The organism is Caulobacter sp. FWC26 (genome assembly GCF_002742645.2).
Taxonomy (GTDB): Bacteria; Pseudomonadota; Alphaproteobacteria; order Caulobacterales; family Caulobacteraceae; genus Caulobacter.
In genome coordinates this window covers 3,865,807-3,891,680 of record NZ_CP033875.1, presented here as the reverse complement: position 1 = coordinate 3,891,680, position 25,874 = coordinate 3,865,807, and the positions used below count along the sequence as shown (strand labels likewise).

Annotated in this window: 34 protein-coding genes and 1 pseudogene; 21 read left to right on the top strand and 14 right to left on the bottom strand. The window is 67.9% G+C overall.

The window, feature by feature from the left end:
* Positions 1-110 precede the first annotated feature (110 nt).
* Positions 111-200: pseudogene (locus tag CSW63_RS24230) on the top strand (hypothetical protein); the annotation flags it as partial.
* Between the two features lie 11 nt (positions 201-211).
* Here CSW63_RS24230 and CSW63_RS20080 read toward each other — a convergent pair.
* The 3 genes from CSW63_RS20080 to thiE all read right to left on the bottom strand — a co-directional run bounded on the left by CSW63_RS20080 (position 212) and on the right by thiE (position 2,363).
* A complete protein-coding gene (locus tag CSW63_RS20080; RefSeq protein WP_062098918.1) occupies positions 212-1,012 on the bottom strand; it encodes an inositol monophosphatase family protein in 801 nt (266 codons plus the stop codon).
* Positions 1,013-1,214: 202 nt separating this feature from the next.
* Entirely contained in the window at positions 1,215-1,622 is a 408-nt protein-coding gene (locus tag CSW63_RS20075; RefSeq protein ID WP_062098920.1) for a hypothetical protein, read from the bottom strand.
* 84 nt (positions 1,623-1,706) lie between these two features.
* Positions 1,707-2,363, bottom strand: a complete 657-nt coding sequence (gene thiE, locus CSW63_RS20070; protein ID WP_062098921.1) for a thiamine phosphate synthase — start codon at positions 2,361-2,363, stop codon at positions 1,707-1,709.
* Between the two features lie 131 nt (positions 2,364-2,494).
* On the opposite strand from thiE, the gene CSW63_RS20065 reads away from it, so the two are divergent.
* Both CSW63_RS20065 and bfr read left to right on the top strand, forming a co-directional pair.
* The gene (locus CSW63_RS20065; protein WP_010921096.1) at positions 2,495-2,680 is read left to right on the top strand and encodes a bacterioferritin-associated ferredoxin; all 186 of its coding nucleotides are present in this window, start codon (positions 2,495-2,497) and stop codon (positions 2,678-2,680) included.
* Between the two features lie 152 nt (positions 2,681-2,832).
* Positions 2,833-3,312: a bacterioferritin gene (gene bfr / locus CSW63_RS20060; protein ID WP_062098923.1), complete on the top strand. Its 480-nt coding sequence runs from the start codon at positions 2,833-2,835 to the stop codon at positions 3,310-3,312.
* Here the strand turns inward: bfr and CSW63_RS20055 are convergent.
* Entirely contained in the window at positions 3,309-3,827 is a 519-nt protein-coding gene (locus tag CSW63_RS20055; RefSeq protein ID WP_062098925.1) for a GNAT family N-acetyltransferase, read from the bottom strand. The two genes, bfr and CSW63_RS20055, sit on opposite strands and share 4 nt — an antisense overlap.
* A gap of 165 nt (positions 3,828-3,992) precedes the next feature.
* On the opposite strand from CSW63_RS20055, the gene CSW63_RS20050 reads away from it, so the two are divergent.
* On the top strand, positions 3,993-4,568 hold the full coding sequence (locus CSW63_RS20050) for a tryptophan-rich sensory protein (RefSeq protein ID WP_062098927.1): 576 nt from the start codon (positions 3,993-3,995) through the stop codon (positions 4,566-4,568).
* A 75-nt stretch (positions 4,569-4,643) separates the two neighbouring features.
* On the opposite strand, the gene CSW63_RS20045 is transcribed toward CSW63_RS20050, so the two are convergent.
* The 6 genes from CSW63_RS20045 to CSW63_RS20020 form a co-directional block, all read right to left on the bottom strand.
* On the bottom strand, positions 4,644-5,072 hold the full coding sequence (locus tag CSW63_RS20045) for a hypothetical protein (protein ID WP_062098929.1): 429 nt from the start codon (positions 5,070-5,072) through the stop codon (positions 4,644-4,646).
* Positions 5,069-5,578: a two-component system response regulator gene (locus CSW63_RS20040; protein WP_062098931.1), complete on the bottom strand. Its 510-nt coding sequence runs from the start codon at positions 5,576-5,578 to the stop codon at positions 5,069-5,071. The genes CSW63_RS20045 and CSW63_RS20040 overlap by 4 nt, the downstream gene beginning before the upstream one ends.
* Positions 5,579-5,701: 123 nt before the next feature.
* On the bottom strand, positions 5,702-6,154 hold the full coding sequence (locus CSW63_RS20035) for a DoxX family protein (RefSeq protein ID WP_062098933.1): 453 nt from the start codon (positions 6,152-6,154) through the stop codon (positions 5,702-5,704).
* On the bottom strand, positions 6,151-6,918 hold the full coding sequence (locus CSW63_RS20030; RefSeq protein WP_062098935.1) for a DNA-binding domain-containing protein: 768 nt from the start codon (positions 6,916-6,918) through the stop codon (positions 6,151-6,153). The genes CSW63_RS20035 and CSW63_RS20030 overlap by 4 nt, the downstream gene beginning before the upstream one ends.
* Positions 6,911-7,750: a DUF692 domain-containing protein gene (locus CSW63_RS20025; protein ID WP_062098937.1), complete on the bottom strand. Its 840-nt coding sequence runs from the start codon at positions 7,748-7,750 to the stop codon at positions 6,911-6,913. The genes CSW63_RS20030 and CSW63_RS20025 overlap by 8 nt, the downstream gene beginning before the upstream one ends.
* A gap of 80 nt (positions 7,751-7,830) precedes the next feature.
* Positions 7,831-8,112 carry a DUF2282 domain-containing protein gene (locus CSW63_RS20020; protein WP_062098938.1) on the bottom strand — a complete coding sequence of 94 codons (282 nt, stop codon included), beginning with the start codon at positions 8,110-8,112 and terminating at the stop codon, positions 7,831-7,833.
* A 189-nt stretch (positions 8,113-8,301) separates the two neighbouring features.
* Between CSW63_RS20020 and CSW63_RS20015 the strand changes: the two genes are divergently transcribed.
* From CSW63_RS20015 to CSW63_RS20005, 3 genes are all read left to right on the top strand, one after another.
* Positions 8,302-8,841 (top strand): sigma-70 family RNA polymerase sigma factor, encoded by a 540-nt coding sequence (locus CSW63_RS20015; protein ID WP_062098941.1) that lies wholly within the window; start codon positions 8,302-8,304, stop codon positions 8,839-8,841.
* Positions 8,828-9,472, top strand: a complete 645-nt coding sequence (gene nrsF / locus CSW63_RS20010) for an anti-sigma-F factor NrsF (RefSeq protein WP_062098943.1) — start codon at positions 8,828-8,830, stop codon at positions 9,470-9,472. Before CSW63_RS20015 ends, nrsF begins: the two co-directional genes overlap by 14 nt.
* Before the next feature lie 125 nt (positions 9,473-9,597).
* On the top strand, positions 9,598-10,278 hold the full coding sequence (locus CSW63_RS20005; protein ID WP_062098945.1) for a DUF1109 domain-containing protein: 681 nt from the start codon (positions 9,598-9,600) through the stop codon (positions 10,276-10,278).
* Positions 10,279-10,342: 64 nt separating this feature from the next.
* Here CSW63_RS20005 and fba read toward each other — a convergent pair whose 3' ends face one another.
* The 3 genes from fba to gap all read right to left on the bottom strand — a co-directional run bounded on the left by fba (position 10,343) and on the right by gap (position 13,861).
* On the bottom strand, positions 10,343-11,434 hold the full coding sequence (gene fba / locus CSW63_RS20000; RefSeq protein WP_062098947.1) for a class II fructose-bisphosphate aldolase: 1,092 nt from the start codon (positions 11,432-11,434) through the stop codon (positions 10,343-10,345).
* A gap of 154 nt (positions 11,435-11,588) precedes the next feature.
* A complete protein-coding gene (pgk, locus tag CSW63_RS19995) occupies positions 11,589-12,779 on the bottom strand; it encodes a phosphoglycerate kinase (RefSeq protein ID WP_062098949.1) in 1,191 nt (396 codons plus the stop codon).
* Between the two features lie 74 nt (positions 12,780-12,853).
* Complete coding sequence (gap, locus tag CSW63_RS19990) at positions 12,854-13,861, bottom strand: type I glyceraldehyde-3-phosphate dehydrogenase (RefSeq protein ID WP_062098951.1); 1,008 nt, start codon at positions 13,859-13,861, stop codon at positions 12,854-12,856.
* 215 nt (positions 13,862-14,076) lie between these two features.
* Between gap and CSW63_RS19985 the strand changes: the two genes are divergently transcribed.
* From CSW63_RS19985 to CSW63_RS19960, 6 genes are all read left to right on the top strand, one after another.
* Positions 14,077-14,460: a hypothetical protein gene (locus CSW63_RS19985; protein WP_062098952.1), complete on the top strand. Its 384-nt coding sequence runs from the start codon at positions 14,077-14,079 to the stop codon at positions 14,458-14,460.
* Positions 14,461-14,463: 3 nt separating this feature from the next.
* Positions 14,464-14,790, top strand: coding sequence for a cell division protein ZapA (locus CSW63_RS19980; RefSeq protein ID WP_062098954.1), 327 nt, complete (start codon positions 14,464-14,466; stop codon positions 14,788-14,790).
* Positions 14,791-15,125: 335 nt separating this feature from the next.
* The gene (locus CSW63_RS19975; protein ID WP_062098956.1) at positions 15,126-15,770 is read left to right on the top strand and encodes a 5-formyltetrahydrofolate cyclo-ligase; all 645 of its coding nucleotides are present in this window, start codon (positions 15,126-15,128) and stop codon (positions 15,768-15,770) included.
* A gap of 20 nt (positions 15,771-15,790) precedes the next feature.
* Positions 15,791-16,624 (top strand): YmdB family metallophosphoesterase, encoded by an 834-nt coding sequence (locus tag CSW63_RS19970; RefSeq protein WP_062098958.1) that lies wholly within the window; start codon positions 15,791-15,793, stop codon positions 16,622-16,624.
* Positions 16,625-16,701: 77 nt separating this feature from the next.
* Positions 16,702-17,457, top strand: a complete 756-nt coding sequence (locus CSW63_RS19965; protein WP_062098960.1) for a YebC/PmpR family DNA-binding transcriptional regulator — start codon at positions 16,702-16,704, stop codon at positions 17,455-17,457.
* Positions 17,458-17,525: 68 nt separating this feature from the next.
* Entirely contained in the window at positions 17,526-18,488 is a 963-nt protein-coding gene (locus CSW63_RS19960) for a phosphoribosylaminoimidazolesuccinocarboxamide synthase (protein ID WP_062098962.1), read from the top strand.
* A 51-nt stretch (positions 18,489-18,539) separates the two neighbouring features.
* Here the strand turns inward: CSW63_RS19960 and CSW63_RS19955 are convergent, their stop codons facing one another.
* Positions 18,540-19,964 (bottom strand): M20/M25/M40 family metallo-hydrolase, encoded by a 1,425-nt coding sequence (locus tag CSW63_RS19955; protein WP_099503948.1) that lies wholly within the window; start codon positions 19,962-19,964, stop codon positions 18,540-18,542.
* 125 nt (positions 19,965-20,089) lie between these two features.
* On the opposite strand from CSW63_RS19955, the gene ruvC reads away from it, so the two are divergent.
* The 8 genes from ruvC to tolA all read left to right on the top strand — a co-directional run bounded on the left by ruvC (position 20,090) and on the right by tolA (position 25,873).
* On the top strand, positions 20,090-20,611 hold the full coding sequence (ruvC, locus tag CSW63_RS19950; protein ID WP_171012798.1) for a crossover junction endodeoxyribonuclease RuvC: 522 nt from the start codon (positions 20,090-20,092) through the stop codon (positions 20,609-20,611).
* Complete coding sequence (gene ruvA / locus CSW63_RS19945; RefSeq protein ID WP_062098858.1) at positions 20,608-21,228, top strand: Holliday junction branch migration protein RuvA; 621 nt, start codon at positions 20,608-20,610, stop codon at positions 21,226-21,228. Before ruvC ends, ruvA begins: the two co-directional genes overlap by 4 nt.
* 160 nt (positions 21,229-21,388) lie before the next feature.
* Complete coding sequence (gene ruvB / locus CSW63_RS19940; RefSeq protein WP_062098860.1) at positions 21,389-22,423, top strand: Holliday junction branch migration DNA helicase RuvB; 1,035 nt, start codon at positions 21,389-21,391, stop codon at positions 22,421-22,423.
* Positions 22,424-22,427: 4 nt separating this feature from the next.
* Complete coding sequence (locus CSW63_RS19935; protein WP_062098862.1) at positions 22,428-23,279, top strand: hypothetical protein; 852 nt, start codon at positions 22,428-22,430, stop codon at positions 23,277-23,279.
* The gene (locus CSW63_RS19930; RefSeq protein ID WP_062098864.1) at positions 23,276-23,719 is read left to right on the top strand and encodes a YbgC/FadM family acyl-CoA thioesterase; all 444 of its coding nucleotides are present in this window, start codon (positions 23,276-23,278) and stop codon (positions 23,717-23,719) included. Before CSW63_RS19935 ends, CSW63_RS19930 begins: the two co-directional genes overlap by 4 nt.
* A 114-nt stretch (positions 23,720-23,833) precedes the next feature.
* On the top strand, positions 23,834-24,532 hold the full coding sequence (tolQ, locus tag CSW63_RS19925; RefSeq protein WP_062098866.1) for a protein TolQ: 699 nt from the start codon (positions 23,834-23,836) through the stop codon (positions 24,530-24,532).
* A 2-nt stretch (positions 24,533-24,534) separates the two neighbouring features.
* Positions 24,535-25,053 carry a biopolymer transporter ExbD gene (locus CSW63_RS19920; protein ID WP_062098868.1) on the top strand — a complete coding sequence of 173 codons (519 nt, stop codon included), beginning with the start codon at positions 24,535-24,537 and terminating at the stop codon, positions 25,051-25,053.
* Between the two features lie 7 nt (positions 25,054-25,060).
* A complete protein-coding gene (tolA, locus tag CSW63_RS19915) occupies positions 25,061-25,873 on the top strand; it encodes a cell envelope integrity protein TolA (protein WP_062098870.1) in 813 nt (270 codons plus the stop codon).
* The last annotated feature ends 1 nt before the right edge of the window (position 25,874 follow it).

The window sequence follows — 25,874 nt, the reverse complement described above, 5'->3', positions numbered from 1 at the left end:
CGATTTAGCGCGCGGATGTGACGGTTTGGCTAGAGGGGAACGCCCCCTCCGTCACGGCGCGTATCCGCGCCGCGCCACCTCCCCGCGATGCGGGTGAGGAGGATCGGCCCATCCTCCCCCGTGAAGCGGGGGAGGGGGACCGCCCCCGGGTCGCGCGAAGCGCGCGCCCAAGGACAGGCTCCGCGGTGGAGGGGGCGCTTGTGACGTTCCCTTAAGCCGCCCGCAGGCGTTCCAGGATCTGCGGGTGGAGGTCCTGATTGCTGGCCAGGATCGACTTGCCCTGCACCACGTCGTGATCGTTCTCGTCGATCGTGGTGATCTTGCCGCCCGACTCCTGGATCATCAGCACGCCGGCCGCGACATCCCAGCTGTTGAGGTTGCGCTCCCAGAAAGCGTCGAAGCGACCGGCGGCGACCCAGGCCAGATCGAGCGAGGCCGCGCCGAAGCGACGGACGCCGGCGACCTTCTGGCTGACCTGATGCAGCTCTTTCAGGAACTGGCCGTGGCCCGGCTTGCCGGCGAACGGCACGCCGGTGGCGAGGACCGCTTCGTCCAGCTGGCGACGCGCGGCGACGCGCAGGCGTTTTTCGGCGCCGAGGAAGGCGCCCTTGCCCTTTTCGACCCAGAACAGATCGTTGGTGATGGGGTTGTAGGTGACGCCGGCGACGATGCCTTCGCCCTCGCGCTGCAAGGCGATGTTCACCGCGAAGTGCGGGATCGCGTGCATGAAGTTGGTGGTGCCGTCCAGCGGGTCGACGATCCAAGTGTGGGTCTTGTCGGTGCCTTCGACCATGCCGCGCTCTTCGCCCAGGAAGCCGTAGCCCGGACGCGCCTTGGTCAGCAGCTCGAACAGGGTCTGTTCGGCCTTGATGTCGGCGTTGGTGACGAAATCCGCCGCGCCCTTCTTGGAGACCTGCAGTTCGGTGACTTCGCCGAAGTCACGAGCCAGGCCACGGGCGGCCTTCCGAGCCGCTTCGATCATGACGTTGAGCAGGGCGGAGGGCGTGGGCACGGGCGGGCTATCCTCAAGAAGCCGTCGACGCCCGCCGGAAAGTCCGGCGGCGGAGCGGTAGGTCGACGGTGTGAAAGAACGGGCGCGGAACCTAGTCGCCGAACGCGCGGAAGGCAAGGCGCCGTTGATTCGGCAGGCTTAACGGGGATTTCGGCCGCCAGAAACACCGATTTCCCCGGCATTCGCCGGGGAGATCGGAGATTTAGGGCAGGTCGACCTTCGGCAGGCTGTCCTTGGTCTCGCAGAGCAGCTTGCCGGCCTTGCCGACGGCGCCGGAGATGTCGTCGATCTTGCCTTCCTTGCGCCAGCCCTTGGGCAGGCCCTTGGATCCGTCGAAGTCCATGCCCAGGTCCATCCATTTGTCGGCCGCGCAGTCGAGCGCGAAGATCAGGATGGGGCCCTTCGAGGCGGGCCAGTTCTTGTAGGGGCCGTTGGCCTTGCCCTCGGCGATGCGGGTGACGATCAGCCCGGTGGACTGGTCGACCCGGCTGAACTCCGCGTCGTAATAGGTCTTGGTTTCGCCCGGAGCCAGTTTCCAGTCTTCCGCGATCGCGGCCGTGCCGAGGGCCAGGATCGGTACGCTAAGCAAACACACTACGAGCCGCTTCATGTCAGCGTCTCCCCCTGCTTTTGTTCGCTGGGAGGACGCTAGGACGATGTGCGGCGCGTCACAAGAGACCGGCGTTACCTGGAACTACTTACGGGCGGCCACGCGGGCGGCAAGGCCCTCGGCGATGGCGGCGTTCAGGGCGGCGACGGCGGCGTCCGGGCCTTCGGGGTAAGACCAGACGCCGGCCGACACCGCCAGGAAGTCCGCGCCCGCCTGGGCGAGACCTGCGGCGTTCGCGGCGGTGATCCCGCCGATCGCCACGCAAGGAATCTCCATCGTCTCCTGCCAGATGGTCAGGATGTCCGGCTCGGCCTTGGTGAGGGCGTCCTTCGTCGTGGTCGGGAAGAAGGCGCCGAAAGCGACATAGTCGGCGCCGGCCTCGGCTGCTTCCATCGCCAGATGGCGGCTGTCGTGGCAGGTCACGCCCACCATGCGGTCGCCCATCAGCTTGCGGGCGTCCTTGCACGACATGTCGGACTGGCCGACATGGACGCCGTCCACCGGAAGCCGGGCGGCGAGATCAGGGCGGTCGTTGAGGATCACGGCGACGTCGCGCGCCTGGGCGATCGGCGCGAGTGCGTCCACGGCGGCGGCCACCACCGCGTCGGGCGCGTCCTTGAGGCGGATCTGCAGGGCGGCCACGTCGCCGCCGTCAAGCGCCTGGGCCAGCTGGCGACCAAACGCGGCGAGGTCATTCAGCGTGGGCGGCGTGATCAGATAGAGGCGGCAGTCGAGCGTCATGCCGTCGCTTTAGGCCAATTCGCCGCCGCTTGCGACCTCCTGTCGCTGCGAACCAGAGTGAGAGTCAGTTGCAAAAGCCGTCGCCCTGCGCTAGATGAGAATGACACTCAATCGGGTAAGGCGTTCTTTCCTTGTACGTCTGCAACTGTAACGGCATCCGCGAGCGCGAAGTCCGCGCCGCCATCGACGCGGGCGCGACGCGGCCGGCCGATATCTTCCGCCACAAGGGCTGTCAGGCCCAGTGCGCCAAGTGCGTGTGCGAGATGCGGCAGATGATCCAGGAAAGCCGCGAAGCGCTGGCCTACGCCGCCGAGTAAGTCCCCGTCGCGCGAAGGTTTTCGCGACCAAGAAGCGTTCTCGCCGAATTCCGTGAGACCGCGAAACACTTGCACACATTCAGGTTGAACGCCGTTTGCGCTTGCCCCACGGTCGCCGCCAACGCGAATCCCAGACGCCTAAGGAGGCCGCCATGCAGGGCGATCCCAGCATCATCCGACTGCTCAACGCGGTGCTCACCAACGAGCTGACGGCGGTGAACCAGTACTTCCTGCACGCTCGGATGTACGACAACTGGGGCTTCAAGCGCCTGGGCAAGATCACCTATGACGAGTCGATCGGCGAGATGAAGCACGCCGACATGCTGATCAACCGCATCCTGTTCCTGGAGGGGCTTCCCAACCTTCAGGACCTTCACAAGCTGAAGATCGGTGAGACCGTGCCCGAGTGCCTGAACAGCGACCTGCAGGTCGAGCTGGCCGGCCGTGAGACCCTGATCCCCGGCATCATCCAGTGCGAGCAGGCGCGGGACTATGTCAGCCGCGAGCTGCTCCGCGAGATCCTCAGCGACACCGAGGAGCACATCGACTTCCTGGAAACCCAGCTGTCGTTGGTGAAGTCGCTGGGCGAGGCGAACTACCTTCAATCGGCGATGGGCGAGCTGCCGGCTTAAAGCGTTCTCGCCATGAAGACGCGGGCGCTTTCATCGAGCCCCCGCGCCTGATGTTCGCGACGGATCGCCGTCAGGTCGGGCGTCAAGGCGCTGTCCTCAATGTCGGCGAACCCGAGGCGTCGATAGTAGGGCGCGTTCCACGGGATCGCTCGGAATGTCGACAAGGTCAGCCCAAGAAGGCCGATGGCGCGCGCTTGACTTGCCACCGCGTTGATCAGCGTCGCGCCGATCCGTTGTCGCTCGAAGGCCGGCAGCACGTCGACCTGTTCGATGTAGAGGCTTTTCTCGAGCGGCCGAAACATCGCAAACCCGGCAAGTGTCGGAGCGCCGCTGGCGTCAGTCTCTGCGACCAGAAGCTGGCCCGCCGCCTGGCGAGCGGCCAAAAGCTCAAGCGAGGTTGGGGCGTCGTTGGCGATAGCGTCCATCAGGCCGACGAACCGCAGCCCCGAAGCGGCCTCGATCGCCTGTATGGCGGACAACTCCTCAGACCGAGCAGCGCGGATGTTGATGGTCATGGGCGAAAGTCCCCTGTGATCGCCCCACAGTCCAGCCCTCTCGGTGGGGGCTGGCCTTTGCCTCGCAAGCGTGATCCGGTCATGATCCTTTGGAGCGGTCGGAGCGGCCTGGAACCAAGGCTGAACTGGACTGTTTGAACCCATAGAGTTCATAGGGAGCGCCGCATGCATATCGCCAATGGAACCGCGCGACACCGCGCCTTGGCCGGTCGCGAGGCGTTCGAGCTCGACCAGGGCGAGCGTCATCATCCGGTGGGCCAAGTGGCTCTCGGGGCGGCCCTGGCGGGTGGCGCGATCATCGCCGCCATGATCATGGGTCGACGCCATGAGCGGGCTCTGGACGATGAGATGTACGCCGTCGAGTTCGCCGAGATGCATGAGCCGGTGGCGCATCAGCCCAAGCCGCTGACCAGCCTTCTTTTGCCGCCGCTGTTCATCGCCATGACCCTGTCGGGTCTGCGCACCTGGAACGCGCCGTCCAGCCCCGCCCGCACGCGGGCGTTGACGATCTGGAGCCTCGTGCAGGGCTTCAACGCCCTGTGGCTGGGCCTGGGCGCCAAGCGCGTCGGCGGCCAACTTGGCGCCGCGACAGCCTCTCTGGCGGCTTCGGCGGCGTATGCTCTGGAAGCGCGCAAGGTCGGCGGCGGCACGGCGCCGGACCTGGGCTGGGTGGGCTTGGCCAACGCGCTGACCAGCCAGTTGTGGCGCCGCCCCATCCCGCGCGGCCCCACCCTGCACTAAGCGAGAGCGTCTTCCGACGAAGTTTTTCCGGTCCAAACAGATCGGAAAATTGCTCTAGGCGAGCGGCGCGGGAGGTCAGCCTGGCTGGTTCTTGGCCGCCTTGGCTCCCAACTGGCGCAGGCCCTCCAGGATATCTCCGAGGTCCTCGCTGTCGCCGTGCTGGCGGATGAGCTTAAGCGCCTGAACGTTGATCCGCACGGCGGTCGCGTCCCATGCCCCGCGCTCGATGAGGGCCCGGATCATGTCGCACAGCCCGCCGGCCGATTGCTCCAGCACCGATAGGCCGAACATGCCCGCCAGCGACCGGACGCTTTCGGCCAGCCGCGCCGCCGTGCGCGCATCGATAGCCGGTCCGGCGGCGACAAGGGCGTCTATGGCCTGATCGATCAGCGCCATCGCCGAACCGCGATACGCCTCGATGTTCGTCTGCGCGCGGAGCAGGGCGGTCTGCGGGTCGATTCCGCCCGGCAGGTCGGCAAAGCGGGTCAGGCGACTGGCGCTCACTGGAGCAGCGCCGCTGTCGCGCCTTGGATCGACGCCCGATAGGCGTCGTCCCCGGCGTCTGCGGCGTCCTCGGCGTCGGTCTCAGCCGATGCGAGATTAGCGAACACCGAGGACGTGCTCCACAGGATGCGATCCAGCAGAGTGTTGGCGGAGAAGGGTTTGGCCACGATGTAGTCGGCCCCGACCCGTCGCGCCTGTTCGATCAGGGGGCGGGGCGTGTGACCCGTCACCACGATCACCACCGCTGGGGGCGCGTTGGCGGACTGTCGGCGGCGATGATCCTCGATCAGCCGCAGGCCCGCCTCCAGGTCGGGAAACGGGTCCAGGATGATGAGGTCCGGGTCGAAGCCGGCGGCCGTCTGGGCGTGCTTGAGCCCGCGCCGCTCCAGCTTCCGGAAGCCGAAGCCCATCAGGATCTGCGCGGTGAGATCCATGAAGCCGGCGTTCTCGTCCACGATCAGAACCGCTGCGTCCTGAAACCTGAACGTAGTCTCGTGCTTGCCCACGTCGCACCCCTGAAATGTGAACAGCGTTCTGGGAACAATGATCCCAAGGGGCAAAAACACCCTTAACGGGCATCCATCATAACGTCTCTCGCTTGAGGCGAATTGTCGCAGGGCGTGTGTTGTTCAGGGCAGTCGCGCGACGCGATCAAGGCTGAACGCGCCCCCGCCACGGGCGATCAAGAAGAGCAGGAGCCCCGCCCAGGACAGGTGGGTCGGCCAGGCGTCCGGATAGACGAAGATCTCGATCACGGCGGTCATGCCCAGGAAGGCCAGGGCCGAGACGCGGGTAAACAGGCCCAGAACCAGGAGGATCGAGAACAGGTGCTCCGAATAGGTCGCGGCGTACGCGGCCCATACGGGAGGGATCAGCGGCAGGTGATACTCGGTTTCGAACAGCGCATAGGTCCCATCGGTGATGTGCAGGAGGCCGTCCACCTTGGTGCGTCCCGACTGGAAGAAGATGGCCGCGACGCCGAGGCGCGCGACCAGCGCCAGGACATCCTCGGGCAACAGCTTTTCGGCGATCTGGGCCAGGTGAACGAAGGGAGCGCGCCAAGAGGCTTGGGTGGCGGTCATGTGTGACGATCCGGGTCTAGGCCACTGAAGGCGCCGTCGGCGATCAGGGCGGCGAAAAGGGAGGGGATGGAACAGGAGGGTTGGGCTTTCGCCGCATGCTCAGCGGCGCGGCCCAGCGTGTCGCCGTCGCGGCAGGCGCGGAGGAAGGCGGCCTCGCCCTCGTCGGCGATGCGGCTGCTGACGCTTCCGGCGCGACGGATCAGCAGCAGGGTCTGGGGCGTCTCCGCCAGTTCTAGCGCTTCGGCGCCTGCGCGCAGGTCCAGCCAGAGCCCGGGCACGCCCGCGTCGAAGCTGGCCAGCCGCAAACTAGGGTGGAGCCTGACGCGGGCGGCCGCCAGGGCGTCGGGCGGAAGCGACGCCAGCGCGGCCGCCTCGAGCGGGGCCGCCTCGCCGGCGAAGAGGGCCTCGGTCCACAGGCGGTCGAGGTGGGCCACGCCGGCGAGGTAGGGAAGATCGGCGGCGGGCTCGAACCGCTCCAGCCACGCCGGGAACGCCGCGCCGTAGTCGAGCAGCGCCGCATGCTCGGGCGGAGACTCGCGCGAGAACAGGACAGCCGCTCCGGTGAACCATTCCTCGCCCACGATCGCGCGGACGGTCGGAAAATTGTCCGCCAAGGCGTCAACGCAGCCCTTGGTGATGGTGTTGCGATAGACCGCAAGACCCGGTGCGTCGGCCTGCGACTCCGGCAGCCAGGGCGACAGCGGCGCGCGATCGCCCGACAGCGCCGCCACAAAGGCGTCCTGGAACGTCAGAAGGTCAGACATGATGAGGCTCGACGGTCTTGACCGAGGCCAGCACGTCGGCGGCCCGATCGCGCTCGGCCAGCAGGGTGGCGAAGGCGGGGATGTCGTCGTCGCGCTCGATCAGGGTCGGGCGTGGTCCGATCCGGCGGATCAGCCGCTCAAACAGCGCCCAGACCGCATCGGCGACGGGCGCGCCGTGGGTGTCGATCAGCAGGCCGGAGCCGCCGGGGTCAGGCGCATGTCCCGCCAGATGGATTTCGCCGATCGCCTCGGCGGGCAGGGCGTCGAGATAGCTCTCGGCCGCGTAGCCCAGATTGCTGGCGCTGACGAAGACGTTGTTCACGTCGACCAGCAGGCCGCACCCGGTGCGCGTCACCAGGGCCTTCAGAAACGCGACCTCGTCCATCGCATGGCCCTGGAGCGGCAGATAGAGCGACGGGTTCTCGATCAGAACGCGGCGCGCCAGGGCGTCCTGCATCCGGCAGACATTGTCGCAGATGCGATCGAGGGCCGCTCGCGTCCGGGGGAAAGGCAAGAGATCGGGCTGGTGCGCGCCGCGATGGGTCGACCAGGCCAGGTGCTCGGACACCACGAACGGCTCAAAGCGATCGACCAGCCGCTTCAAGGCGCGCAGGTGATCGGGATCCGGGTCGGCGTCAGCCGCCAGGGAGAGGCCTACGCCGTGCAGCGAGACGGGATGACGCTCGCGCACCGCCTCCAGCGCCGTCAGGCGCGGGCCGCCGGCCGACATGTAGTTTTCGGGATGGACCTCGAACCACAGACCGTCGGCGTCGCAGATGATCGCGTCGTCATAGTGCTGCGATTTCAGGCCAAGGCCGGCGGTGGGGGTCATCGAGCGATCTTCAAGGCGCGTCACTCCCGGCCTGCTTCGGGGCGGCCGGGAGTGACGGGGTTTGAACCAGAGGCTGGCGCTTAGGCCTTCGGCGTCAGCGAACCCATGCCCTTGGGCGTCTTGATCGTGGTGCAGGCGCCCTTCTTGACCATCTTCCAGGCGTCGCCCTGATAGTCGACCTTCGAGGTGCCCGCGCACGAGGTGCCGGCGCCGGCCTTGCAGTCGTTCTCACCGGCCTTGGACACGCCGTAGCACTTTTCGGTGTTGGCGCCGGCCTTGTGCTCGTCGGCGGCGGCGATCGAGACACCGGCCGAAAGGGCCAGGGCGGCGGCGAGGGCGAGGGTGGTGGCGGTGCGGGTCATGGAGGCTCTCCTTGGTGGGTTCGCGCCGAAGCGGCCTCTCGCCGCCCGGTCGATGGGGAAGTACGGAGACCGGGCGGCCAAGGTTACACCGGTCGGCGAACAAAATTTCACGACGCCGCCGACCGCCCTTTTCGGCGCGAGGCGACAGCATGTAACCATTGGGCTCTCTCGCGCGGATCAGGGGGTGGCGTGACGGACACCGAAACCCGATTGAAGGCGCTGATGCTGCGCGGGCTGGACGGCGACGCCGCCGCCTACCGCGCGTGTCTGGCCCTGCTCGGCGTCCGGCTGCGCGCCTATTTCGCGCGGCGCATGAGCGGCGCGCCCGGAGACGTGGAGGATCTTGTGCAGGAAACGCTGCTGGCGGTGCATCTCAAGCGGTCGACATGGGATAGCGCCCAGTCGTTCACCGCCTGGGCGCATGCGGTGGCGCGCTACAAGCTGATCGACCACTGGCGACGTCGACGCGTTCGCCAGACCCTGCCGATCGAGGATCACATCGACTTCCTGGCGGCCGAAGAGCCCGATCCCGGCGTGGGTCTGGAACTGGACCGGGCGCTGGCCAGCTTGCCCGAACGGCAGCGGCGGCTGGTCGGCGACGTGAAGCTGACGGGACTCTCGCTGGCCGAAGCCGGCGCGCGGGCGGGCATGTCGGAAGGCGCGGCGAAGGTCGCCCTGCACCGGGCCTTGAAGGCCCTGGCTGAAAGGATGCGCCGTGCGGACGGATGACCTGATCGACGCCCTGGCCCGCGATGCGGAGGGGACGCGCGACCCCGCCCCGCCCCGCCGGCTCGCCCTGGTGGCGGCCTTGGGCGCCTTGGCGGCGCTGGTTCTGGTGCTGGCCTGGCTGGGGACGCGCCAGGATCTGGCGCAGGCGCTGCTGGGTCCGATGTTCTGGATGAAGGCGGTCTATACCGCCGCCCTGGGCGCGGCGGGCTACATGGCGGTCGAACGCCTGTCGCGGCCCGAAGGATCGGGGCGACGCGGCTGGATGCTGGGCGCGGCGATCTTCGCGCTCTGCGTGGCGGCGGGGGTGTACCAGGCGCTGGTCAGTCCCGATGTGCAGGCCGCGCTGAAGATGCTCCACGGCCACTCATGGCGCTCCTGCAGCCCGCGCATCCTGCTGCTGGGCCTGCCAATGCTGGGATTGGGTCTATGGACGCTGCGCGGGACAGCGCCGACCCGGCCGGGCCTGGCGGGGTTCGCCATGGGGCTGTTCTCCGGCGGCGTGGTGGCCACCGTCTATGGCCTGCACTGTCCGGAGCACACCTTCACCTTCATCGCGCTCTGGTACAGCCTGGGCGTTCTGGCCTTGGCCGCGATTGGCGCGCTGGTCGGCCGATGGGCGCTTCGCTGGTAGGCCCGAAACTCGCGCCAGGGTCGATTGACAAATCGGCGTTACGCCAATCAAGTGCCGCAGCCTTCGCGACTGGAGCGCGCATGGCCGAACGATAAACGCCATACGGTTCTTTGGGGGAGAGGCGCGTGACGATCGACGACACCCTCGCTCCGGCGGGCGGCGGTTCTCCCATATGGTCTGCAGGAAACCTGCCCTGGCGTCTGACGGAAGTCGCCGCCGCCGGCGTGCTGGGCGGCATTCTCATGATCCTCGCCTGGCTGGGTTTGCGGCCCGATCTTGAGGCGGCGCTGCAGACGCCGGTCTTCTGGATCAAGATCGGCTATGCCGCCTTCATCGCGGCCGGCGCGGGTCTTTCGGCCTGTCGCCTGGCGCGCGACCGGACCTGGGGGCGAGCCCCCCTCGTCGCCGCTGCGGGCGTCGCGGGCGGCTTCTTGGCGCTCGGCGCCATCCAGGCGCTGGCGATGACCCCGGCGGCGCTGGCCGGCCTGTATTGGCCTGCGGCGCTGGTCTGTATCGTGCAGATCCTGGCGATCGCGACGCCGATGCTGCTGTTCGCCGGCTATGGCCTCGCCAGCGTCGATCCCGAGCGGCCGCGTCTCGTCGGCTTCGCCGGAGGCGTCGCCTGCGGGGCGGTGGCCGACATGGTGTTCGGCCTGCATTGCTCCTTCTCGAGCTTCGCCATCATCGCGCCCTGGCACACGGCGGGGATGCTGGTCTGCGGTCTGGCGGGCTTGTTGCTGGTCGGCGTGTTCGGACGGCTGCGGCGGACGCGAGGTCAGGCTGTCGAGAGCGTCGTCGGCGTCTGATCAAAAAGAAAAGGGGAGGCCAAAGCCTCCCCGATCCAAACAGCCCTGACCGAAACAGCGTCGCCTATTCGGCGGCGGCCTTGGCCGTGCTGGCGCCGAACTTGGCGTGCAGTTCGCCCGAGGCGTAACGCTTGGCCATGGTCGCGGTGGAGAACGCCTTGATCTTGTCGGCGTGACCGGCCGAGCCGAACTCGACGAAGCGGGCCTGGCAGACCTTGCGCATGGCTTCCTTGGCGGGCTTCAGATACGCGCGCGGGTCGAACTCGCCGGGCTTCTCGACCAGGATCTTGCGGATCGCGCCGGTGATGGCCATGCGGTTGTCGGTGTCGACATTGATCTTGCGCACGCCGTGCTTGATGCCGCGCTGGATCTCCTCGACCGGCACGCCCCAGGTCTGGGGCATCTGGCCGCCGTACTGGTTGATGATGTCCTGCAGGTCCTGCGGCACCGACGAGGAGCCGTGCATCACCAGGTGGGTGTTGGGCAGGCGGCGGTGGATTTCCTCGATCACGTTCATGGCCAGGACGTCGCCGTCCGGCTTGCGCGTGAACTTGTAGGCGCCGTGGCTGGTGCCCATGGCGATGGCCAGGGCGTCGACGCCGGTCTGGGCCACGAAGTCCACGGCCTGGTCCGGATCGGTCAGCAGCTCGTCATGGCTGAGCTTGCCCTCGAAGCCGTGGCCGTCCTCGGCCTCGCCCATGCCGGTTTCCAGGCTCCCCAGCACGCCCAGCTCGCCCTCGACCGAGACGCCGCAGGCGTGGGCCATCTGCACGACCTTGCGGGTGACTTCGACGTTGTACTCGTAGCTGGCGGGGGTCTTGGCGTCTTCCATCAGCGAGCCGTCCATCATCACCGAGGTGAAGCCGTACTGGATCGCCGTGGCGCAGGTCGCCGGGCCGTTGCCGTGGTCCTGGTGCATGCAGACCGGGATGTGCGGATAGATGTCGACCAGCGCGTCGATCATCTTGGCCAGCATGATGTCGTTGGCGTAGTTCCGCGCGCCGCGCGAGGCCTGGATGATGACCGGCGAGTTGACGGCGTCGGCCGCCTCCATGATCGCCAGGCCCTGTTCCATGTTGTTGATGTTGAAGGCGGGCAAGCCGTACTCATGCTCGGCGGCATGGTCCAACAGCTGGCGCAGCGTGATGCGAGCCACGTAATTTTCTCCTGCAAGCGTTTAAGTGGTTTGGGTCGTTTCTTGTTTTTGGGGCCCGGCGCTGAAGCGCTCTCTGCCCAGGTCGTCAGTCTACGTACTTAAGCTCTCCCGCCCTTCCCGGCGAAGGCCGGGACGGGCGGTTTACCAATTCGAACTAGGCCTCCAGGGCCGCGACGCCCGGAAGCGTCTTGCCTTCCATCCATTCCAGGAACGCGCCGCCCGCCGTCGAGACGAAGGTGAAATCGGCCGACACGCCCGCGTGATTCAGCGCCGCGACTGTATCACCACCACCCGCGACCGCCACGATCTTACCGGATTTGGCGAGCGAAGCGGCATGTTTCGCCGCGGAGACGGTGGCTTCGTCGAACGGCGGCACTTCGAAAACGCCCAAGGGGCCGTTCCAGATCAGCGTCTGGCACTGGGCCATCGTGGCGTTCAGCGTCGCCACGGTCTCTGGGCCGGCATCGAGGATCCGGTCCTGGGGCTGGACCTCGTAGACGTTGCGGACGGTGGCGGCGACGCCGGGCTTGACCTCCTGGGCCACCACGACGTCGGTCGGCAGCAGAAGCTTGCAACCCGCGCTGCCGGCCAGGTCGATGATCTGGCGCGCCGTCTCGGCCATGTCGGTCTCGCACAGCGAGGCGCCGACATCGATCTTGGCCGCGTAGAGGAAGGTGTTGGCCATGCCGCCGCCGATGGCCAGGTAGTCCAGCTTGGTCACCAGGTTGCGCAGCAAATCGAGCTTGGTCGAGACCTTGGAGCCGCCGACGATACCGATGACCGGCTTCTTGGGCTTGCCCAGCGCCGCGTCCAGCGCCTCCAGCTCACGCTGCATCGACAGGCCCGGATAGGCCGGCAGCAGCTTGGCCAAGCCTTCGGTCGAGGCGTGGGCGCGGTGGGCGGCGCTGAAGGCGTCGTTGACATAGACGTCGCCGTTGGCGGCCAGGGCCTTGGCGAACTCGGGGTCGTTCTTCTCTTCGCCGGCGTGGAAGCGGACGTTCTCCAGCAGCGCCACGCCGCCGTTTTCCAGGGCGTCGACGACCTTGGCGGCTTCAGCGCCGACGCAGTCGCTGGCGAAGGCGACGGGCTGCTCGAGCAGCTTGGACAGCGGCTCGGCGACGAAGGCCAGGCTCATCTCCGGCACGACCTTGCCCTTGGGGCGGTCGAAGTGGGCCAGCAGCACCACCTTGGCGCCTTGCTTGGACAGGTAGGCGATGGTCGGCAGCGCCGCGCGCAGGCGGGTGTCGTCGGCGACCTTTCCGCCGTCGACGGGGACGTTGAAGTCCACCCGGACCAGGGCGCGCTTGCCGGCGAGATCGGCGGTGTCGAGGGGGCGGAAGGTCATCGAGCGTCTCGGTAATATAACGGGCAAGGAAAACCCCCGCTCCTTGCGGAGCGGGGGCTGGATCATTCGGTTCCTTAGAGGAACTTCGCCATTTCGAGAGCGGTGTCGCTCATGCGCGTCGCGAAGCCCCACTCGTTGTCGTACCACGACAGCACACGGGCCAGCTTGCCCTCGATGACTTGCGTCTGGGGCAGGGCGGCGGTCGAGCTGGCGGCGATGTGGTTCAGGTCGGTCGAGACCAGCGGGTCGGTGGTCACGGCCAGAACGCCCTTCATCGGGCCGTCGGCGGCGGCCTGCAGGGCCTTGTTGATCTCGTCGATCGAGGTCTCGCGGGCGGCGACGACCTTCAGGTCGATGACCGAGACGTTCGGGGTCGGGACGCGGATCGACGAACCATCCAGCTTGCCCTTCAGTTCCGGCAGAACCAGGCCCAGGGCCTTGGCGGCGCCGGTCGAGGTCGGGATCATGCTCAGGGCCGCGGCGCGGGCGCGGTAGAGGTCCTTGTGCATGGTGTCCAGCGTCGGCTGGTCGCCGGTGTAGCTGTGGATCGTGGTCATGTAGCCGCGCTCGATGCCGAACAGGTCGTGCAGGACCTTGGCGACCGGGGCCAGAGCGTTGGTGGTGCACGAGCCGTTCGAGACGACGATGTCGTCGGCCGTCAGGGTCTCGTGGTTGACCTTGTAGACGATGGTCTTGTCGGCGTTATCGGCCGGGGCCGAGACCAGGACGCGCTTGGCGCCGGCCTTCAGGTGGGCGCTGGCCTTGTCCTTGGCGGTGAAGATGCCGGTGCACTCGAAGGCGATGTCGACGCCCAGGTCCTTGTGCGGCAGCTCCTCGGGGTTACGGATGGCCGTGACCTTGATCTTGCCCATGCCGACGTCGATCCAGTCCTCGCCCGAGGTGACGACGCCCGGGAAGCGGCCGTGGACGCTGTCGTAGCGCAGCAGGTGGGCGTTGGTCTCGACCGGGCCCAGGTCGTTGATGGCGACGACCTCGATATCGCGACGGCCATGCTCGGCGATGGAGCGCAGGACCAGACGTCCGATGCGGCCGAAGCCGTTGATGGCGACGCGAAGAGCCATGGGTCTTTCTCCTGATATGTGGCCGCCGGACGATATCGACCGGCGTTCCCTATTTTGCTGCGCGTTTTGCGGGGGAAAGTCGCGAAGTCAAGCCCGAGAAACTGACAACCTTCCTTAGAAAGCTGCTATGGGCTGCGCGTCGCCCAAATATCGCCCCCGCGTCTGGCTTAGACCCGTTCGATCTATATGTTGCGTCGCATGATGGATTTCCGCCGATGATGCCGGCTGACAGTACGGCCCTGGACCTTGCCGTGCGCCGCCTGGAGCGGGCGGTGAGCCAACTTGAGCAACGCTTGGCCGCCAAGGCGGCCGAGGCCGAGCGCGCGCTCGCCGCCGCGAAGGCCGCAGCTGCCTCCGCGCCGGTCATGGCGGCCGAGCCTGGCCTGTTCGAGGACGAGGAACGCGCCCGGCTGCTCGCCGACCTGGAAGCCGCCCGCGAACGGGAGAAGGCGCTGGAGGAGGCCGGAGAGCAGGCCTCGGTCGCGCTGGGCCGCGCCATCGCCGAGATCCGCGCCGCCCTTGGTGAAGACGGCGTCGCCAACGATCTTCATGCCCCGAGCGACGACGATGACCTGTTCGAAGACTCCGAGGAGGCCTGACCCATGGCTCAGGTGACCATCCAGGTGAACGGCCGGCCCTACATGGTCGGCTGCGAGGACGGACAAGAGCCGCACCTGACCGAGTTGGCGCGCCTGTTCGACCGTCAGGTGCGCCAGGTCAGCCAGGACGTGGGCCAACTGGGCGAGACGCGCCTCTTCCTGATGGGCGCCCTGCTGCTGGCCGACGAGCTGTCGGACATGAAGCTGCGCCTGGCCCACGCCAACGCCGAGATCGCCCGCATGCAGCAGGAAGGCACCAAGGCCGAGATCGCCGCCATCCGCGCGCTGGACGCGGCGGCGGAGAAGATCGAAAAGCTCGCGATCGACTAGGCGGATCGAACAGTCGCGTTACCGCGACGCTGGCGTTCCGCCACCTAAGTCCCTATCTTACACGATGGCGGGTCTTGCTGTGGCTCTCGTCGAAGATTTCTTATCCCAGGGACCTTAATCTCTCTATCGGGACCTGTTCCCTCCCGTGGCCGTGGCTGCGGGAACACGGGGCCCACCTGTTACTGACAGGTTCGAGTGGATTGAAACGTCTTCACGGTTCTTCGCGGCGCCGCCACCCTTTCCCTGTAAAACTGTCTTCCCGGCCAAGTGCGCAGCACGCCGAGCCGGGATCGCCGGAAGCGTCGGGCGCGCTGCGCTCCCGGTTCGGCGCTGCCTTGCGGCCGCTGGACCGGGATGACAGCCTTCACGGAATGACCATCGTCGATCCGATCGCGGCCAAGACGGCCCTTCGCGTGTTTCTCCGCAACCAGCGCAAGCAGCTGGCGCGCGAGCATCCCGAGGCCGACTGGATGATCGCCGAGGTCGCCCGCGCGCCTCTGCAGCGACTGTTTCCCAATCCCAAAGGCAAGATCGCCGCGCTCTATCACGGGATGGGATCGGAGATTTCCCCGCGTCTTCTCGCCGAACAGATGGCCGAGTCCGGATGGACCCTGGCCCTGCCGGCCGTGGTCGATCGCGACGGCGGCAAGATGGTGTTCCGGCGCTGGGATGTGGAAAAGCCGCTCAAGCATGACGAGATCGGTCTGCGCGCGCCGGCGCCCGATCAGCCGATGGTGATCCCCGATCTGGTCGTGACGCCGTTGTTGGCCTTTCAGCGTGACGGGACGCGGCTGGGGCAGGGCGGCGGCTATTATGATCGGGCGCTTGAGTTCCTGCGCGCGCGCCGGTCGATCTTCGTTTTGGGCCTCGCCTACAGCGGCCAGCAGATGGAGAATCTGCCGCACGAGCCGCACGATCAAAGGCTGGACGCCATTCTCACCGAAAAAGAATATATAGCGGTCAACGCGATGGCCGGGTAACGGGCCGTCACACTCCGCTTCTGGGACTATCGATGCGTTTCGCCTTCTTCGGCGATGTCGTCGGCAAGTCGGGCCGTGACGGCCTGGCCGACCATCTGCCCGACCTTCGTCGTCAGCTCGGCCTCGAGTTCGTGATCATCAACGCCGAGAACGCCGCGGCGGGCTTTGGCATCACCGAGAACACCGCGCGCGAGCTGTTCGAGGCCGGCGCCGACTGCCTGACCCTGGGCAACCACAGCTGGGACCAGCGCGAGGCCCTGACCTACATCGTGCGCGAGCCGCGCCTGATCCGGCCGGCCAACTATCCGATCCTGTCGGACGCGCCGGGGCGCGGCAGCCATCTCTTCCAGACCGACTCGGGCAAGACGATCTTCGTCGTAAACCTGCTCGGCAGGGTTCACATGGACGCCATGGACGACCCGTTCGCCGCCGCCGATCGCGAGCTGGACAAGGCGCCGCTGGCCCAGGTGGCCGATGCGGTGGTGGTCGACATGCACTGCGAGGCGACCTCGGAGAAGATGGCCATGGGCCACTATTGCGACGGCCGCGCCTCACTGGTGGTGGGCACCCACACCCACGTCCCGACCGCCGACTGCCAGATCCTGCCCGGCGGCACCGCCTACCAGACCGACGCCGGCGCCTGCGCCGACTATGACAGCGTCATCGGCAACCAGAAGGAAGAGCCGCTGCGGCGCTTCACCACCAAGATCAGCGGCGGCCGCTACCAGCCGGCCTCGGGTCCGGCGACGGTCTGCGGCGTGTTCGTCGAGACCGACGATCGCACCGGGCTGGCCGTCCGGGTCGAGCCGATCCGGGTCGGCGGTCGGCTGAAGTCGACGGTGCCCACCGTCTAGGCGGGGTGACAAACCCCGCCGCCGGGCGTTAGAAGCGCGCCCACACTCCTCTTCAGACTAGAGACAGAGCCCTCCGAATGGCCGGTCACTCGAAATTCAAGAACATCATGCACCGCAAGGGCCGCGCGGACGCCGCGCGCTCCAAGCTGTTCTCCAAGCTGTCGCGGGAAATCACGGTCGCGGCCAAGACGGGCCTGCCGGATCCGGCCATGAACCCGCGCCTGCGCCTGGCCGTGAACAACGCCAAGGCCGAAAGCCTGCCCAAGGACGTCATCGAGCGCGCGATCAAGAAGTCGCAGATGGGCGACGCGGCGGACTATTCGGAGATCCGCTATGAAGGCGTCGCCGCCGGCGGGGTCGGGATCATCGTCGAGGTGCTGACCGACAACAAGAACCGCGCCGCCGCCAATGTCCGCTCCTATTTCACCAAGATGGGCGGCAACATGGGGGCCACCGGCTCGGTGACCTTCAACTTCGACCGCGTCGGCCAGATCAGCTATCCGGCCAAGACCGCGTCGGAAGACGACATGATGGAAGCCGCCATCGAGGCCGGCGCCGATGACGTCACCTCGGACATGGACGAGGAAGGCGAAGGCCACACGGTCTATACCGCCTTCGAAAGCCTGAACGACGTGGCCGCCGCCCTCGAAGCCAAGTTCGGCGCGGCGTCGAACACCAAGATCGCCTGGCGTCCGAAGATGCAGGTCCCGGTCACGGGTGACGCCGTGGCCACCCTGATGAAGCTGCTCGACATGCTGGACGAGGACGACGACGTCCAGGCCGTCTACTCGAACGAAGACATCAGCGACGAAGACCTGGCCAAGCTGGGTTGATGCATTTGGGGGAGGTCCGGACGGACCTCCCCTTCGTCTTTGCGTATCCCTGACAGACCGAGGCTCCGGTGACCTCTTCCGCCCCTAACGCCCTGGCTGAGGTCGTTTTGCCCGACCTGCCCAACCACTATCGCGGCAAGGTGCGGGACAACTACGACCTGCCCGACGGCCGCCGCGTGATCGTGGCCTCGGACCGGCTCAGCGCCTTCGACCGCAATCTGTGCGCGGTGCCGGGCAAGGGCCAGGTGCTGACCCAGACGGCGAGGTTCTGGTTCGACGCGACGGCGGACATCTGTCCCAACCACGTCGTCGCCTATCCGGACCCGAACGTGCTGATCGGCAAGCGGCTGGAGATGCTGCCGGTCGAGCTGGTGGTGCGCGGCTATCTGGCGGGGACGACCTCGACCTCGGTTCTGACCCTCTACAACAAGGGCCAGCGGACCATGTACGGCGTCACCCTGCCGGACGGCTTGAAGCCCAACCAGCGCCTGCCCCAGGCCATCCTGACCCCGACCAGCAAGGCCGCCGACGGCGATCACGACGCGCCGTTGTCACCGGACGAGGTGCTGGCCCAGGGGCTGGTCACGCCCGCCCAGTGGGAACAGCTCAGCGCCTACGGCCTGGCGCTTTTCGCGCGCGGCCAGGCCATGGCCGCCGAGCGGGGCCTGATCCTCGCCGACACCAAGTACGAGTTCGGCCTCGACGAGACCGGCGCGATCGTGCTGGCCGACGAGATCCACACCCCCGACAGCAGCCGGTTCTGGCGCGCCGACACCTATGAGGCCCGGTTCGCGGCCGGCCAGCGTCCGGACAGCTTCGACAAGGACTTCGTCCGCGCCTGGGTCGGCGAGCGGTGCGATCCCTACAACGACCCGATCCCCGAGATCCCGGCCGAGCTCATCGCGCGGACGTCGGCGGTCTATATCGAGGCCTTCGAGGCGATCACGGGCCAGACCTTTGAGGCGCCGAACCCAAGCGAGCCGGTGATGGCCCGCGTGAAGCGCAATCTCGACGCCTATCTGGCGGAGTAGGGTGTCGCTGCGCTGGCGGAACCCGAAGGCTCCGCCAGTCTGTGTTCGGCCCTACTTCCCGCCCGCATAGTCCTGGATCAGGCCGTAAAGGAAGTCGCGTCCCTCATACAGCGACTTGACGCGCATGCGCTCGTTGAGGCCGTGCGCGCCGGTGCCCTCGGGGCCGTGGAACAGGCCGGTGACGCCGTAGGTCGGGATGCCCGCCGCGCTGGTATGGACCGCGTCGGTCGCGCCGGTCGCCATGACCGGTAGGATCGGAACGCCGGGCCAGACCTTGGCGGCGTTTTTCTGGATGGGGCCCATGATCGCCGGCGTCAGCGGCGGGGGCGGGGAGGCGGGCTTGGAGTCGTGGGCCAGGGTCACGGCGACCGCTGGATCCGCCGCCAGCTCGGTCAGCTTGGCCTTGACCTCGTCGATCGGCGTACCCGGCAGGATGCGGCAGTTGATATTGGCCGTGGCCCGCTGGGGCAGGGCGTTCGGCGCGTGACCCGCGCTGACCATGGTGGCGACGCAGGTGGTCCGCAGCATCGAATTCCAGGTGGCGTCCTTGGTCACCACCGCCAGCGCCGCCGGATCGTTGATATCGGCGACCAGCGCCTTCATGGCCGCCGCCTGCTCTGGCGTCACGCGCGGTTGCATCTGGGTGAAGTAGCCGCGCGTGGCGTCGTTGAAGCGCGGCGGGAACTTGTAGGCGCCGATCCGGTCGAGCGCCGCCGCCAGTTGATAGATCGCATTGGGCGAAGCGGGGCGGCTGGAGTGGCCGCCGGGATTGGTCACGGTGAGGGTGAAGTCCTGATAGACCTTCTCGCCGGCCTGGACCTCCAGGACGACGGCCTTGCCCTGCTCGTCCAGCACGCCGGAGGCGCCCTCGTTGAGGGCGAATGCGGCGTCGACGAGCGGGCGATGATTCTTCACCAGGTCCTCGATGCCGTTATAGCCCTCGCTCTCCTCGCCGCAGGTCAGGGCCATCTTGATGTCGCGCTTGGGCTTGAAGCCCGCCTGCTTGAGGCGGACCAGGCTGTCGACCCAGATGGCGGCCTGGGCCTTGTCGTCCGACGTGCCGCGTCCGTAGAAATAGCCGTTCTCTTCGACCAGCTTGAACGGATCGCGGGTCCAGTCCTCGCGCTTGGCCTCGACCACGTCGATGTGGGCCAGCAGCAGCATGGGTGGGGTCTTGGCGTCCGTCCCGCGCAAGACGGCGACGAGGCTGCCCTCGCGAGGATGCTTGGGCTCGACCACCACCTTGACGTCGGCCTCGGGATAGCCCGCCGCCTTCAGGCGCGCGCCCATCGCCTCGGCGGCGGCGGTGCAGGACCCGACCGACAGGGTCGTATTGATCTCGACCAGCTCCTTGTAGAGTTCGCGGAAGACGAGCTGGTCTGGCCGAACGGTCTTGGGCGCCGCCGCCGTCTGGGCGTTCGCGGCGCTCGCCAGCGCGATCAGCGCGCCCGCCGTCATCCATGCCATCGGCTTCATCGAAATCATCTCCCCAAACACATGTTCGATGGAACAGAGCTTGCCTCGGCCTCGCGCGCAAGGGGGCGCGGTTAACCGCGCGTTAGCAAAGGACTGGCTTTTCGTGGAGGCGCGAACAGGCGATGGTGCGAGAACACATGATGAACACGAATCGCGCCCCCATTCGAATTCTCGGCCTCGACCCCGGCTTGCGCCGCACGGGCTGGGGCGTGCTCTCGGTCGAGGGCTCGCGCATGACCCACGTCGCCCACGGCGTGATCGCGCCGGACGATAAGGCCGAATTCGCCGACCGGCTGCTGCATCTGTTCGAGGGGATCAGCGCCGTGATCGAGCAGCACAGGCCCGACGAGGCGGCGGTCGAGGAAGTGTTCCTCAACACTAACGCCCAGTCGACCCTGAAGCTGGGCCACGCCCGCGCCGCCGCCCTGATCGCGCCGGCTCGCGCGGGGCTGCTGGTCGCCGAGTATTCGACGCGTCTGGTCAAGAAGGCGGTGGTCGGGACCGGCGCGGCCGACAAGACCCAGATCGGCTTCATGATCGCGCGTCTGCTGCCGACGGCGGGCAAGACGACGGCCGATTGCGCCGACGCGCTGGCCGTCGCCATCACCCACGCCAACCTGCGCGTCGCCAACCGGAGAGTCGCATGATCGGGCGTTTGCGCGGCGCCGTCGCCGAGGTCGGCGAGGAAGAGGCCCTGATCGACGTCATGGGCGTCGGCTATCTGGTCCGCTGCGGCCATCGCACGCTCCAGCGTCTGCCGGCCCTGGGCGAGGAGACCTTGCTGCATATCGAAAGCCAGTGGAGCGAGAGCGCGGGCTTAAGGCTCTACGGGTTTCTCACCCGCGAAGACCGCCGCGCCTTCGTGCTGCTGCAGGCGATCCAGGGCGTGGGACCCAAGGCCGCCATGGCGGTGCTGGACGTGCTGTCGCCGGCCGAACTGGCCAGCGCCGTGGCGCGCGAGGACAAGGCCGCCGTCGGCCGCGCCAACGGCGTTGGGCCCAAGCTGGCCCTGCGCATCGTCACCGAGCTGAAGGACAAGCCGATCACCGACGGCCCGGTGCTGATGACCGCGCCTAGCGCGTCGTCGGCGCCGTCTGGTCCCGCCAAGCCCGCGCCGACTGGTGACGCCGTCGCGGCCCTTATGGGCCTTGGTGTCACTGAGGTGAACGCCCGTCGGGTGGTCGAGGCTGCGGCCGCCGGGCTGGGCGACGACGCGACCGTTCAGGCGCTGATCAAGGCGGGTCTGAAGGAGTTGGGTCGATGATTTTAGCTCAGCAGCTCCCCCCACCTGACCTGCTTCGCAGGTCGTCCGCCCCCGAAGGCGGGCGGAAGGAAACGCGCGCCTTCTTCCCCCTCCGGGGGAGGAGCGCCCCCGGGTCGCGCGTAGCGCGCGCCCGAGGACAGGCTCCGCGCGGAGGGGGCAAGTGACCCGCGTCATCTCCGGCGAGCCCCAGCACGGCGACCTCGCGCCCGCCGACCGCGCCCTGCGTCCCCAGACCCTGGCCGAGTTCGTCGGTCAGGAGCAGGCCAAGGGCAATCTCCGCGTCTTCATCGAGGCCGCCAAGGGCCGGGGCGAGGCCCTGGACCATGTGCTGCTGTTTGGCCCGCCGGGCCTGGGCAAGACCACCCTGGCCCAGATCGTCGCGCGCGAGCTGGGCGTGAATTTCCGCGCCACCTCCGGGCCTGTGCTGAACAAGCCGGGCGACCTGGCGGCGATCCTGACCAATCTCGAAGCCAACGACGTCCTGTTCATCGACGAGATCCATCGCCTGTCGTCGAACGTCGAGGAGATCCTCTATCCGGCCATGGAGGACCATGTGCTGGACCTGGTGATCGGCGAGGGCCCCTCGGCGCGGTCGATCCGTATCGACCTGGCGCCGTTCACCCTCGTGGCGGCCACGACGCGGGCGGGGATGCTGGCCACGCCGCTGCGCGACCGCTTCGGCATTCCGATCCGGCTGGAGTTCTACACCCCGGCCGAGCTGCGCCATGTGCTGCAGCACGCCGCCCGCAAGATGGGCGCGCCGCTGACCGACGACGGCGCCGATGAGATCGCCAAGCGGGCGCGGGGAACGCCGCGTGTCGCCGGTCGCCTGCTGCGCCGGGTCCGCGACTTCGCCACGGCCGACGGCGCGACCAACATCGACCGCAAGGCCGCCGCCATGGCCCTGGCGCGGCTGGAGGTCGACGAAAGCGGCCTCGACAGTCTGGACCGCCGCTACCTCCGCGCCATGATCGAAAACTACGGCGGCGGACCGGTGGGCGTGGAGACCATCGCCTACGCCATCGCCGAGGCCCGCGATGCGGTCGAGGACGTGATCGAGCCCTATCTGATGCAGCAGGGTTTCATCCAGCGGACGCCGCGCGGCCGGATGGCCTGCGGCAAGGCCTATCTGCATCTGGGCCTGACCCCGCCCGCCGCCCCGCCCGGGCAGGCCGGCCTGTTCGACGAGGGCTGACAGCGTGCGCGCGATCCGTCTGTTCACCGCCGGCCTCGCCGCTGCGAGCCTCGCCGTTTCCCTGGCCGCGATCAACGTCGCCGGCGCGCCGCGCAACGCCCTGATCGTCCAGGGGCTCGCCGCCGTGCTCGCCGTGGGCGTGGCCCTGCTGGTCGGACGCTTCTGGCGGCGGGCGAACTGGCGGCTCTGGGTGCTGACAGCCGCCTGCGGCCTGGCCCTGGTTCTGACCCTGATGAACGGCGTCTCGCTGGAGGGCGCCAAGCGCTGGGTGGCCTTGGGCCCGCTCCAGCTGCACACCGCGTCGATCGTCCTGCCGTTTGCGGCCTTCGCCTATGCCAAGGGCTTTGGCGACCGTCGTGTGGCGCCGATCGCGGCCTTGGTCGCCTTGCTGTTGCTGTACCAGCACGACGCGGCCTCATCCCTGGCCTTCGCCCTGGCGCTGGCGGCTGCGACGCTCGTCGAGCGCCCGCGCCAGCTGACGCCGTGGGCCTGCGTGGCCATCGCCGCGCTCCTGGCCTACGGCGCCTGGGTCGAACCTGACACCTTGCCGGCTGTGCCCTATGTCGAGGGTCTTCTGGACCAGACGTTCGCCGCCCATCCGGTGCTGGGCGCCCTGGCCGGCGTGCTGATGATCGCGCTGCCCGCGCCGTTCCTGCTGGTGGCCCGCGCGCGGCCCGAGCGTCGCGCCGAAGCCCTGGCCCTGGCCGCCCTCTGGGCCGGCTGGATCGCCGGGAACCTGTTTGGAAACTATCCCGCGCCCGTTCTAGGGTATGGCGCTGCGCCGATCCTGGCCTGGGGCCTGTCCCTGGGTCTGGTGCTCGGTGGCCCCGTCAACCAGGACCCGCCCGCGTCATGACCGAGCCCACCGCCGGCGCCTTCGAGGGGCGCGAGCACCAGCTGCCTGTGCGCATCTACTACGAGGACACTGATTTTTCGGGGATCGTCTACCACGCCAACTATCTGCGCTATCTGGAGCGGGGGCGGAGCGACTTTTTCCGGCTGGCCGGCATTTCGCACACCGAACTGGCGCAGCAGGACACCGCCTTTGCGATCATCCGCATGGAGCTGGACTTCAAGCGCTCGGCGCGGATCGACGACGCCCTGCTGGTGCGCACCACCTATGACCGCGTCGAGGGCGCGCGGCTGTTCGTGACCCAGAGGATCACGCGCGGCCAGGATGTGGTGCTGGAAGCCAAGGGCGTGGCGGTGTGCATCAGCCTCTCGGGGCGCCCGCGCAGGCCGACGCCTGAGATGCTGGCCAAGCTTTCCCCATGGCTGACGCCGACGCAGAGCTGAGCGAAGTCGATTTTCGGGATCGCCCGGCGATTGTCATAGTTTCACCCCAGCGCCGCTTCATGCCATACGGCGCTCTCCAGTCCTGATCAGACGACCCAACGGAGCCTATCCCGAATGGACGCCGCGGCCGCCGCCCCCAATTTCTCGTTCTTTGCCTTGTTCATGCAGGCCGACTGGGTCGTGAAGGGCGTCATGATCGGTCTGATCCTGGCCTCGCTGGGCTCTTGGGCGGTCATTCTGGACAAGCTGTTCCGTTTCCAGGCGCTGAACCGCGCCGCCGACCGCTTCGAGGAGCAGGTCAGCGGCGGGCGCTCGCTGGAGGACGTCGCGGGCGAGGCTGGCGCCAATCCGCGTCACGCCCTGCCGCGCATGCTGCAGGCGGCGTTGAAGGAATGGCGTGACGCCAAGGCCAAGGGCGCGATGAGCGAGAACCAGGCCGGTTTCCTGATCGCCCGTATCGACCGCATCCTCGACACCCAGATCGCCCGCGAGACCACCAAGGTCGAGGAGGGCCTGGGCAGCCTGGCCATCGTCGCCACGGCCTCGCCGTTCATCGGCCTGTTCGGCACGGTCTGGGGCATCATGCACGCCTTCCAGAACATCGCGATCTCGAAGAACACCTCGCTGGCCGTGGTTGCGCCCTCGATCGCCGAGGCGCTGTTCGCCACCGCCATCGGCCTGATCGCCGCCATCCCGGCCTATATCGCCTACAACAAGTTCTCGACCGACGCGGGCAAGTACGCCGGCCGCCTGGAAGGCTTCGCCGACGACCTGTCGACCGCGATCCAGCGTCGCCTGGCCGAGCGAGTCTAGCGATGGCGATGTCCTCCAACGACGCGTTCGCCACGGGCGGGCGCCGAGGCCGTCGTCGCGGTCGCCGCTCGCGCGGGGCGCTGTCCGAGATCAACGTCACGCCGCTGGTGGACGTGATGCTGGTGCTGTTGATCATCTTCATGATCAGCGCGCCGCTGCTGACCGCCGGCGTGCCGCTGGAGCTGCCCAAGACCGAGGCCGCCGCCCTGCAGAACCAGGAAGAGCCGATCACCGTGTCGATCCGCAAGGACGGCCAGATCTTCGTCGGTGAGACGCAGATTCCGTTCGAGAACCTCGCCCCCCGCATCAGCGCCATCGCGGGCGACGGCTATGACAAGCCGATCTTCGTGCGGGCCGACGGCGGCGCGACCTACGCCGTGGTCGCCCAGGTGATGGCGGGCCTGTCGAACGCCGGCTTCAACAAGATCAACCTGATCACCGAGACCGGCGGCCCCTCGACGGGGGCGGCCCCGCGCGACGCGCAGCCGGAAGGCGCGGCCGACCTGCGGCCCGCGCAGTAGGAGCGGCATGAGCGCCCGCCGCGAACAGACTCTGTCTCCGGGCCTGCTGGGTTCGATCGCGCTGCACGGAGCCGTGGCGGCTCTGATCGCGTTTGGCCTGCCTTGGAAGCAGTCCGAGCCCATCACCATCGGCGAGTCGGTGCCGGTCACGATCGTCACCAACGGTCCGACCAATGTGCGCCCTGCGGAAGAGGCGCTGGAGGAGCAGACGGCCCAGACCCCGGAGCCGACACCCGAGGCGACGCCGCAGCCACCCGCGCCGACGCCGGCGCCCACGCCGACTCCCGCCCCGGCGCCGCCGCCCAAGCCGACCCCGACGCCCAAGCCCTCGCCGACGCCGACACCGGCCAAGCCGACGCCGCAGAAGAAGACCGATAACGACTTCTTCGCTTCCCTCGAGGCTTCGATCGCCAAGACCAAGAAGGCGACCGGCAAGCCCACCGCCAATGCGGCCAAGGGCCCGGCGCGGGCGGAAACCTCGGTGTCGGCGCGCCCGGCCATGGGCGCGGCCACCGGGCTTTCGGCCGCGGCGCTCGGACGCCTTCAGGGCGAGGTGCAGGATCGCTGGAACCCCAATTGCGAGGTCGAGGGCGGGGCCAACGTCAACGTCCGGGTCGTGTTCGTCATCGGCCCCGGCGGCCGGGTGGTCGGTCAGCCGGAGTCGCCCGGGACGTCTTCGCCGGATCCGGTGGTCAAGGCCGCCTCGGACCGCGCCATTCGCGCGCTGTTCGCGGCCTCGCCGTTCGCCTATCTGCCATCCGACCTGTACGGTCAGAAAATCGCCCTCAACTTCAACGCAAAACAGGCCTGTTCGCGTTGAG